The organism is Mesorhizobium sp., from assembly GCF_004963255.1.
Lineage (GTDB): Bacteria > Pseudomonadota > Alphaproteobacteria > Rhizobiales > Rhizobiaceae > Mesorhizobium.
The window spans coordinates 199,186-205,855 of record NZ_SUGA01000008.1 but is presented as its reverse complement, the minus strand read 5'-3'; the positions used below and the strand labels follow the sequence as shown (position 1 = coordinate 205,855).

The 6,670-nt window shown below is 63.0% G+C and carries 14 protein-coding genes; all 14 read left to right on the top strand.

Annotated features, from left to right (window positions below):
- Positions 1-124: 124 nt before the first annotated feature.
- The 14 genes from rpsJ to rplE all read left to right on the top strand — a co-directional run bounded on the left by rpsJ (position 125) and on the right by rplE (position 6,646).
- Positions 125-433 carry a 30S ribosomal protein S10 gene (gene rpsJ, locus E5X34_RS12355; RefSeq protein WP_006205468.1) on the top strand — a complete coding sequence of 103 codons (309 nt, stop codon included), beginning with the start codon at positions 125-127 and terminating at the stop codon, positions 431-433.
- Positions 434-494: 61 nt separating this feature from the next.
- Positions 495-1,211, top strand: coding sequence for a 50S ribosomal protein L3 (gene rplC / locus E5X34_RS12350; RefSeq protein WP_112129137.1), 717 nt, complete (start codon positions 495-497; stop codon positions 1,209-1,211).
- Positions 1,211-1,831: a 50S ribosomal protein L4 gene (rplD, locus tag E5X34_RS12345; protein ID WP_292564668.1), complete on the top strand. Its 621-nt coding sequence runs from the start codon at positions 1,211-1,213 to the stop codon at positions 1,829-1,831. Before rplC ends, rplD begins: the two co-directional genes overlap by 1 nt.
- Positions 1,828-2,121 carry a 50S ribosomal protein L23 gene (locus E5X34_RS12340; protein ID WP_040983033.1) on the top strand — a complete coding sequence of 98 codons (294 nt, stop codon included), beginning with the start codon at positions 1,828-1,830 and terminating at the stop codon, positions 2,119-2,121. The genes rplD and E5X34_RS12340 overlap by 4 nt, the downstream gene beginning before the upstream one ends.
- 22 nt (positions 2,122-2,143) lie before the next feature.
- Positions 2,144-2,977, top strand: coding sequence for a 50S ribosomal protein L2 (gene rplB / locus E5X34_RS12335; protein WP_040970375.1), 834 nt, complete (start codon positions 2,144-2,146; stop codon positions 2,975-2,977).
- 16 nt (positions 2,978-2,993) lie between these two features.
- Positions 2,994-3,272 carry a 30S ribosomal protein S19 gene (gene rpsS / locus E5X34_RS12330; protein ID WP_006205463.1) on the top strand — a complete coding sequence of 93 codons (279 nt, stop codon included), beginning with the start codon at positions 2,994-2,996 and terminating at the stop codon, positions 3,270-3,272.
- Between the two features lie 2 nt (positions 3,273-3,274).
- The gene (gene rplV, locus E5X34_RS12325) at positions 3,275-3,664 is read left to right on the top strand and encodes a 50S ribosomal protein L22 (protein ID WP_010909277.1); all 390 of its coding nucleotides are present in this window, start codon (positions 3,275-3,277) and stop codon (positions 3,662-3,664) included.
- On the top strand, positions 3,664-4,398 hold the full coding sequence (rpsC, locus tag E5X34_RS12320; RefSeq protein ID WP_112129139.1) for a 30S ribosomal protein S3: 735 nt from the start codon (positions 3,664-3,666) through the stop codon (positions 4,396-4,398). Before rplV ends, rpsC begins: the two co-directional genes overlap by 1 nt.
- Positions 4,399-4,425: 27 nt before the next feature.
- On the top strand, positions 4,426-4,839 hold the full coding sequence (gene rplP / locus E5X34_RS12315) for a 50S ribosomal protein L16 (RefSeq protein WP_027170364.1): 414 nt from the start codon (positions 4,426-4,428) through the stop codon (positions 4,837-4,839).
- A gap of 12 nt (positions 4,840-4,851) precedes the next feature.
- Entirely contained in the window at positions 4,852-5,052 is a 201-nt protein-coding gene (gene rpmC / locus E5X34_RS12310; RefSeq protein WP_042642190.1) for a 50S ribosomal protein L29, read from the top strand.
- A gap of 4 nt (positions 5,053-5,056) precedes the next feature.
- A complete protein-coding gene (gene rpsQ / locus E5X34_RS12305) occupies positions 5,057-5,296 on the top strand; it encodes a 30S ribosomal protein S17 (protein WP_023675136.1) in 240 nt (79 codons plus the stop codon).
- Positions 5,297-5,379: 83 nt separating this feature from the next.
- On the top strand, positions 5,380-5,748 hold the full coding sequence (gene rplN, locus E5X34_RS12300; RefSeq protein WP_006205457.1) for a 50S ribosomal protein L14: 369 nt from the start codon (positions 5,380-5,382) through the stop codon (positions 5,746-5,748).
- A gap of 12 nt (positions 5,749-5,760) precedes the next feature.
- A complete protein-coding gene (gene rplX, locus E5X34_RS12295) occupies positions 5,761-6,075 on the top strand; it encodes a 50S ribosomal protein L24 (RefSeq protein ID WP_292564664.1) in 315 nt (104 codons plus the stop codon).
- The gene (rplE, locus tag E5X34_RS12290; protein ID WP_042642197.1) at positions 6,068-6,646 is read left to right on the top strand and encodes a 50S ribosomal protein L5; all 579 of its coding nucleotides are present in this window, start codon (positions 6,068-6,070) and stop codon (positions 6,644-6,646) included. The genes rplX and rplE overlap by 8 nt, the downstream gene beginning before the upstream one ends.
- The last annotated feature ends 24 nt before the right edge of the window (positions 6,647-6,670 follow it).

The window sequence follows — 6,670 nt, the reverse complement described above, 5'->3', positions numbered from 1 at the left end:
TCCGTGAAGGCGGCCGCACCGTCGGTGCAGGCATCGTCGTCACCATCAAAGAGTAATTGGACTGAAACGGATCTGTCGCGGGCGCGGGAGCTGCCCGCGCCGCGCCAGAACAAGGAATTGACGCATGAACGGACAGAATATCCGCATCCGCCTTAAGGCGTTTGACCACCGGGTGCTCGACGCCTCGACGCGCGAAATCGTGTCGACCGCCAAGCGCACCGGCGCCAACGTCCGCGGCCCCATTCCGCTGCCGACGCGGATCGAAAAATTCACGGTCAACCGGTCGCCCCACGTCGACAAGAAGAGCCGCGAGCAGTTCGAGATGCGCACGCACAAGCGTCTGCTCGACATCGTCGATCCGACCCCGCAGACGGTCGATGCTTTGATGAAGCTCGATCTGGCCGCCGGTGTCGACGTCGAGATCAAGCTCTAAGGGATTGAGAGCGCGGTAAGGGGCGCTGCCCCTGGCCCGGAACTCTAAAGGAATTGAACCGATGCGTTCAGGTGTGATTGCAAAGAAGGTGGGAATGACCCGCATCTATAACGATGCCGGCGAGCACGTTCCCGTCACCGTTCTCCAGATGGAGAACTGCCAGGTCGTGGCTCAGCGCACGCAGGAGAAGAACGGCTACACCGCCGTCCAGCTCGGCGTTGGCCTTGCCAAGGTGAAGAACACGTCGAAGGCGCTGCGCGGCCATTTCGCCGCCGCCTCCGTCGAGCCGAAGGCGAAGCTCGCGGAGTTCCGCGTCTCCGCCGACAACATGATCGACGTTGGCGCCGAGCTGACCGTCGAGCATTTCGTCGCCGGCCAGAAGGTCGACGTCACAGGCACCTCGACCGGCAAGGGTTTCCAGGGCGTCATCAAGCGACACAACATGGGTGGTGGCCGCGCGACCCACGGTAACTCGGTCTCGCACCGCACGCACGGCTCGACCGGTCAGCGCCAGGACCCCGGCAAGGTGTTCAAGGGCAAGAAGATGGCCGGCCACATGGGCGACACCCGCGTGACCACGCAGAATGTCGAAGTCGTCTCTACGGACGTGGATCGCGGCCTGATCCTGATCCGCGGCGCGGTTCCCGGCGTCAAGGGCGCCTGGATCCTGGTTCGCGACGCCGCCAAGGTTGCGCTGCCGGCCAACGCGCCGAAGCCCGCCGCGATCCGTGCCGCTGCCGCCAAGAACGAAGCCCCGGCCACTGAGGGAGCGGAATAATGGACCTCAAGATTAAAACGCTGGGCGGCAAGGACGCCGGCGAGCTGAAGCTCTCCGAAGAGATTTTCGGCCTCGACCCGCGCGAGGACATCCTGCAGCGCGTCGTGCGCTGGCAGCTCGCCAAGAAACAGCAGGGCACGCACAAGTCCAAGGGCCGCGCCGAGATCGCGCGCACCGGCGCCAAGATGTACAAGCAGAAGGGTACGGGCCGCGCCCGTCACCACTCGGCTCGCGCTCCGCAGTTCCGCGGCGGCGGCAAGGCGCACGGCCCGGTCGTGCGCAGCCATGAGCACGAGTTGCCGAAGAAGGTGCGCGCGCTGGGCCTGAAGCATGCTCTCTCGGCCAAGGCTAAGAGCGCTTCGCTCATCATCATCGACGAGCTGAAGCTTGCCGAAGCCAAGACCAAGGCGCTGGCGGCGAACCTTGAGACGCTGGGGCTGACCAACGCCCTGGTGATCGGCGGCGCCGAGCTTGACCAGAACTTCAAGCTGGCCGCGACCAACATTCCGAACATCGACGTGCTGCCCATCCAGGGCATCAACGTCTACGACATTCTGCGCCGCGGCACGCTGGTCCTTTCGAAGGCCGCCGTCGAGGCTCTCGAGGAGCGCTTTAAATGACCGACCTCCGTCACTACGACGTGATCGTCTCGCCGGCGATCACCGAAAAGTCGACCATGGCTTCCGAGCAGAACCAGGTCGTCTTCAACGTCGCCAAGAAGGCGTCGAAGCCGGAAATCAAGGCTGCCGTGGAAGCTCTCTTCGGCGTCAAGGTGACGGCTGTGAACACGCTCGTCCGCAAGGGCAAGATCAAGCGCTTCCGCGGCACGGTTGGCCGCCAGGGCGACGTCAAGAAGGCGGTTGTGACGCTGGCCGACGGCCAGTCGATCGACGTCGCGACGGGTCTCTGAGCAAGGCCGCGAGGACAGGACAATGGCACTTAAGAAATTCAACCCGGTAACGCCGAGCACCCGCCAGCTGGTCATCGTCGACCGCTCGGGCCTCTACAAGGGCAAGCCCGTCAAGGGCCTGACCGAAGGCCTGACCAAGTCGGGCGGCCGCAACAATTACGGCCGCATCACGGCCCGCTTCATCGGCGGCGGTCACAAGCGTTCGTACCGCATCATCGACTTCAAGCGTAAGAAGTACGACGTCGTCGGCACGGTCGAGCGAATCGAATACGATCCGAACCGCACCGCCTTCATCGCGCTGATCAAGTATGACGACGGCGAGCTGTCCTACATTCTGGCCCCGCAGCGTCTTGCCGCCGGCGACAAGATCGTGGCCGGCGAAGCTGTCGACGTGAAGCCGGGCAACGCGATGCCGCTGGCCTCGATGCCGGTCGGCACGATCGTCCACAACATCGAGCTGAAGCCGGGCAAGGGCGGTCAGGTCGCCCGTTCGGCTGGCGGTTACGCGCAGCTCGTCGGTCGCGACCAGGGCATGGCGATCCTGCGCCTCAACTCGGGCGAGCAGCGCGTCGTGCATGGCTCTTGCATGGCGACCGTCGGCGCGGTGTCGAACCCCGACCACGGCAACATCAATGACGGCAAGGCCGGTCGCACCGTTTGGCGCGGCAAGCGTCCGCACAATCGCGGCGTGGCCATGAACCCGGTCGACCATCCGCACGGCGGCGGCGAAGGCCGCACCTCGGGCGGCCGTCATCCGGTTTCGCCCTGGGGCAAGCCGACCAAGGGCAAGAAGACGCGGTCCAACAAGGCGACCGACAAGTTCATCGTGCGCTCGCGCCATCAGCGCAAGAGCTAAGAAGAGGTAACGCCAAGTGACTCGTTCGATTTGGAAAGGCCCCTTCATCGACGGCTACCTTCTCAAGAAGGTGGACAAGGTTCGTGAAGGCGGTCGCAATGAGGTGATCAAGATGTGGAGCCGTCGCTCCACCATCCTGCCGCAGTTCGTCGGCTTCACCTTCGGTGTCTACAACGGCCAGAAGCACGTCCCGGTCTCGGTGAACGAGGACATGGTCGGCCACAAGTTCGGTGAATTCGCTCCGACCCGGACCTATTACGGTCACGGCGCGGATAAGAAGGCGAAGAGGAAATAATCATGGGCAAGGCCAAAGCTCCGCGCAGGCTTGCTGACAACGAGGCGCGTGCCGTTCTGCGCACGATCCGTATCAGCCCGCAGAAGCTCAACCTGGTTGCCGCGCTGATCCGCGGCAAGAAGGTCGCGACCGCGCTTTCCGACCTCGAATTCTCGGCCAAGCGGATTTCCGGCACGGTCAAGAAGACGCTGGAATCGGCGATCGCCAACGCGGAAAACAATCACGACCTCGACGTCGATGCGCTGGTGGTGGCGGAAGCCTATGTCGGCAAGTCGATCGTCATGAAGCGTTTCCACGCTCGTGGCCGCGGTCGCGCCAGCCGTATCGAGAAGCCGTTCTCGCACCTCACGATCGTCGTTCGTGAAGTCGAGGAAAAAGGGGAGGCCGCATAATGGGCCAGAAAGTCAATCCGATCGGGCTGCGTCTCGGCATCAACCGTACCTGGGATTCGCGCTGGTTCGCGAACACCGGCGAATACGGCCAGCTGCTGCATGAAGACCTCAAGATCCGCAAGTATCTCGAGAAGGAACTCAAGCAGGCCGCGATCTCCAAGGTCGTGATCGAGCGTCCGCACAAGAAGTGCCGCGTCACCATCCACGCCGCGCGTCCGGGCCTGATCATCGGCAAGAAGGGCGCCGACATCGAGAAGCTGCGCAAGAAGCTGACCGAGATGACGAAGTCCGAAACGCACCTCAACATCGTTGAAGTGCGCAAGCCGGAAATCGACGCCACACTGATCGCCCAGTCGATCGCTCAGCAGCTCGAGCGCCGCATCGCGTTCCGCCGCGCCATGAAGCGCGCCGTTCAGTCGGCCATGCGTCTCGGCGCCGAAGGCATCCGCATCAACTGCTCCGGCCGTCTCGGCGGCGCCGAAATCGCGCGCATGGAGTGGTACCGCGAAGGCCGAGTGCCGCTGCACACGCTGCGCGCCGATGTCGATTACGGCACGGCCGAGGCGAACACGGCTTACGGCATCTGCGGCGTCAAGGTGTGGGTGTTCAAGGGCGAGATCCTCGAGCACGACCCGATGGCTTCTGAGCGCCGTGCAACCGAAGGCGATGCCGCGCATGGCGGCGGCGGTGCTGGTGGCGAGCGCGAACGCGGCCGTCGTCGCGAGAACGCCTGAGACATTTGAGAATTTGGAGTTAGAACGATGCTGCAGCCAAAGCGCACAAAGTTCCGCAAGCAGTTCAAGGGCCGTATCCACGGTACCGCCAAGGGCGGCACCAACCTGGATTTCGGCGGTTTCGGGCTGAAGGCGCTTGAGCCGAACCGCGTCACCGCGCGCGAGATCGAGGCGGCCCGCCGCGCGATCACCCGCGAGATGAAGCGCGCCGGCCGCGTCTGGATCCGGGTGTTCCCGGATCTGCCGGTCACCTCGAAGCCGACCGAAGTCCGCATGGGTAAGGGCAAGGGCGCCGTCGACTATTGGGCGGCGCGCGTGAAGCCCGGCCGCATCATGTTCGAGATCGACGGCGTCAGCGAGGAGACCGCGCGCGAAGCGCTGCGTCTCGGCGCTGCCAAACTCTCGGTCAAGACGCGCTTCGTGCAGCGCATCGCAGAATAAGGACAGGCGATCATGAAAGCCGAAGACATCCGGACCAAGACCCAGGATCAGCTGACCGACGACCTGGCAGCCCTCAAGAAGGAGCAGTTCAACCTGCGCTTCCAGAAGGCCACCGGCCAGCTCGAGAAGACCGCGCGCGTGAAGCAGGTCCGCAAGGACATCGCGCGCATCAAGACCATCGCCGCGGAAAAAGCCGCGGCCAAGAAGGGTTAAGACCATGCCGAAGCGTATCCTGCAGGGCACCGTCGTCAGCGACAAGAACGAGAAGACGGTTGTCGTCAAGGTCGAGCGTCGCTTCACGCATCCGGTGATGAAGAAGACCGTGCGGATGACCAAGAAGTACAAGGCGCACGACGAGAACAACGCCCACAAGGTCGGCGACCAGGTGTTCATCCAGGAATCGAAGCCGATTTCGAAGGACAAGCGCTGGGTTGTCGTCTCTTCGGATCAGGCTTGATCCGGGCGAACGAACCGAATTTTGGACAGACCGGGGAGGGGTGAAAGCACCCGTCCCGTTAGAAAAGAAGAAGGCGGCCAGTCATGATTCAGATGCAAACAAACCTCGACGTCGCGGACAATTCCGGCGCTCGTCGTGTCATGTGCATCAAGGTGCTGGGCGGCTCGAAGCGGAAGTATGCCTCCGTCGGCGACATCATCGTGGTGTCGATCAAGGAAGCCATTCCGCGCGGCCGCGTTAAGAAGGGCGATGTGATGAAGGCGGTCGTGGTTCGCACGGCCAAGGACATCCGCCGTCCGGACGGCAGCGTGATCCGTTTCGACAAGAACGCGGCCGTTCTCGTCGACAATAAGAAAGAGCCGATCGGCACCCGTATCTTCGGACCGGTTCCGCGCGAGCTGCGCGCCAAGAACCACATGAAGATCATCTCGCTCGCGCCTGAAGTGCTGTAAGGAGCCGGACCAATGCAAAAGATCAGAAAAGGCGACAAGGTCGTCGTGCTTGCCGGCAAGGACAAGGGCCGTTCGGGCGAAGTCCTGTCGGTGCAGCCGAAGGAAGACACCGCGGTCGTCCGCGGCGTGAACCTCATTCGCCGTCACCAGAAGCAGACCCAGTCCCAAGAGGGCGGGATCATCACCAAGGAAGCGCCGATCCACCTGTCGAATATCGCGCTGGCCGACCCCAAGGACGGCAAGCCGACCCGCGTCGGCTTCACCCTCCAGAAGGATGGCAAGAAGGTGCGCGTCGCCAAGCGTTCGGGAGAAGTCATCAATGGCTAAGGCTGAAACCAAGCAGGCGGCTGCCAAGAACGAGCCGCGCCTCAAGAAGGTCTATCAGGAGACCATCCGCAAGGCGCTGCAGGAGCAGTTCGGCTACGACAACGAGATGCAGGTTCCGCGCATCGACAAGATCGTGCTGAACATGGGTGTCGGCGAAGCGACCGCCGATTCCAAGAAGCCCTCGGTCGCGGCCGAGGATCTCGCGCTGATCGCCGGCCAGAAGGCCGTCGTCACCCGCGCCCGCAACTCGATTGCCGGCTTCAAGGTGCGCGAGAACATGCCGATCGGCGCCAAGGTCACGCTGCGCAAGGAACGCATGTATGAGTTCCTCGACCGCCTCGTGAACATCGCGCTGCCGCGCGTTCGCGACTTCCGCGGACTGAACCCGAAGAGCTTTGACGGCCGTGGCAACTACGCCATGGGCATCAAGGAACACATCGTGTTCCCGGAGATCAACTACGACAAGGTTGATCAGGTCTGGGGCATGGACGTCATCGTTTGTACGACGGCGAAGACGGATGACGAAGCCAGGGCTCTGCTCAAGGCTTTCAACTTCCCCTTCCGCCAGTAACGGCAGCGAAAAAGGAAAAATCTG